At 67.5% G+C, this 1740-nt stretch carries 1 protein-coding gene; it reads right to left on the bottom strand.

Annotation, left to right across the window (positions count from 1 at the left end):
* Positions 1–191: 191 nt before the first annotated feature.
* Complete coding sequence (locus E1267_RS43610; protein ID WP_246064744.1) at positions 192–1622, bottom strand: IS1380 family transposase; 1431 nt, start codon at positions 1620–1622, stop codon at positions 192–194.
* Between the last annotated feature and the right edge of the window lie 118 nt (positions 1623–1740).

The raw sequence follows: 1740 nt of genomic DNA, 5'->3' as shown, positions 1-1740 counted from the left end.
CCTCGATGACTCACGAGGTGGCCGTCCCTCCTGATCAGTTTCGGCTGGTGAAGGTTTGTGCCTGTTCGTCCTGTTCATTGCGGGCGGGTGGCACCGCGACCTGCCCGAGACGCTCGGTGGGCGGCGGTTCCACGAGCCGCGGATGGGACCCGGTTACTCCTTTCGGCATGGGTGGGATGCGTTCACGCTGGTCAGGTGGGCGCTGGCAGGGCGGATAGGCGCTGCCAGCAGGTCAGGAAGGCGTTCTTCCAGGGCCAGGTGCTGCTGATCTTCAGGGTGTGTCGGCGGGCGTGGGAGACCAGCCGGGCGGGCAGATGCCACAGGCAGTAGCGGAGAGTCTGCGGTTCGGCACGGGCCAACTCCGCGTCGTCGTGCAGGCCCAGCAAGCGTGTCCAGGCGTCGATGTCGGCGGCGAGGTTGGCGGCGAGTACCCACCCGACGTTCACGTTCCACGTTTTCGACGGCAGATTGCGCAGGCCCATGGCCTTGTTCGTGCGCACCCTGTCCTCGACCTCGGCATGATCACGGTGCACGGCATCAACGAACTGGAGGTGATGGCTGCCGGGGACACCACGCAGGCCGCGCGGGCCGAGGTTGGTGGCGATGATCGCGTACTTCCAGCCGGTCTGCTTCTCCAGGTCGGTGAGCTGACGGGCATCGCGGGCCGAGGGCTTGACGCGGCGGACCAGCAACCGGACGCCCCAGGCGGCGGCGCGCTCATCCAGCCCGGTCACCTCAGCGACCTCGGCGTGGGGATGCACCGTCCCGTCCTGGCGCACGGCCGGCTGCCAGGCGCCGGCGGGGAGCCGGGCGATCGCGGCCTCGTCCACGTCGGTGATCTTCCAGCCGACGGTGAAACGGACCGTGCGCCGGGTGGTGTTCAGCCCTTTCATGTGTTCGACCAGGTCATGAGTGGCGCCCGCGCCGTCGATCCGGAACCAGATCTTGGCCCGGAAGCCGTCGGGAATCTGAGCGATGGCCTCGGACAGGACCCGCACGTGATCGGTGATGGTGTTGGACCCGGCCGTTCCGGTCCGTAACAGCATCGCCAGTGACTCCTGCGTGTTGGCGCACCAGCCGGCCAGCGGGTGGAAGCCCCAGCCCTTCTTGAAGGTGGCCGAGGCGCCCTCTTTGTCGGAGTGGGCGGTGATCAGGGTGGCGTCCAGGTCGATGACGATCCACCCGGTGAGTACCTTGCCCGCCACCCGCAGCCAGGGGAATCCGGTCTCGGTGGCGGCGATCAGATCCCACACGTGCCGCCGGATGCGGGCTCTTGCCCGGGCCAGTCTGCTGCGCAGGAGCTCATCCTGGCCGATCGGCTCCAGCGCCCGGCGGATGGTGGAGTCCGACGGCGGCGGGCCGAACAGCGGCTCGTGGTGGGCCAGCAGGGCGATCTGCCGCATGCTGGTCGCGCCCAGCGTGATCGCCACCGCAAGCTGGGCCAGCAGCACGCCCCGGTCCCATACCGGCGAGCCGCCCAGTCGGGCGAACACCCCGCCGAGCGCTCTGGTTAACCCCGTCTGATCAGCGCATTTACGCAGGAGTACGGCTCCCGCGTGCCCGATGAGTCCCTTGCCGTCCCCTTGAACTGACAAGCGGTGGTCCCATGCCGTACCGTTCACCCGGAAGGTGCGTCCGTTCTGTGCGATGTCTTGATCTAAGCAGTCAGATCATCGCAGGTCGGAGGCACCTTCTTCATTTATCGATCTTCGGAGTGAAATTCCGGCTGAATAGCCGAGG

Source organism: Nonomuraea longispora (genome assembly GCF_004348345.1).
Taxonomy (GTDB): Bacteria; Actinomycetota; Actinomycetes; order Streptosporangiales; family Streptosporangiaceae; genus Nonomuraea; species Nonomuraea longispora.
The sequence above is the reverse complement of the archived record's forward strand: the minus strand, read 5'-3'. Positions and strand labels throughout refer to the sequence as shown.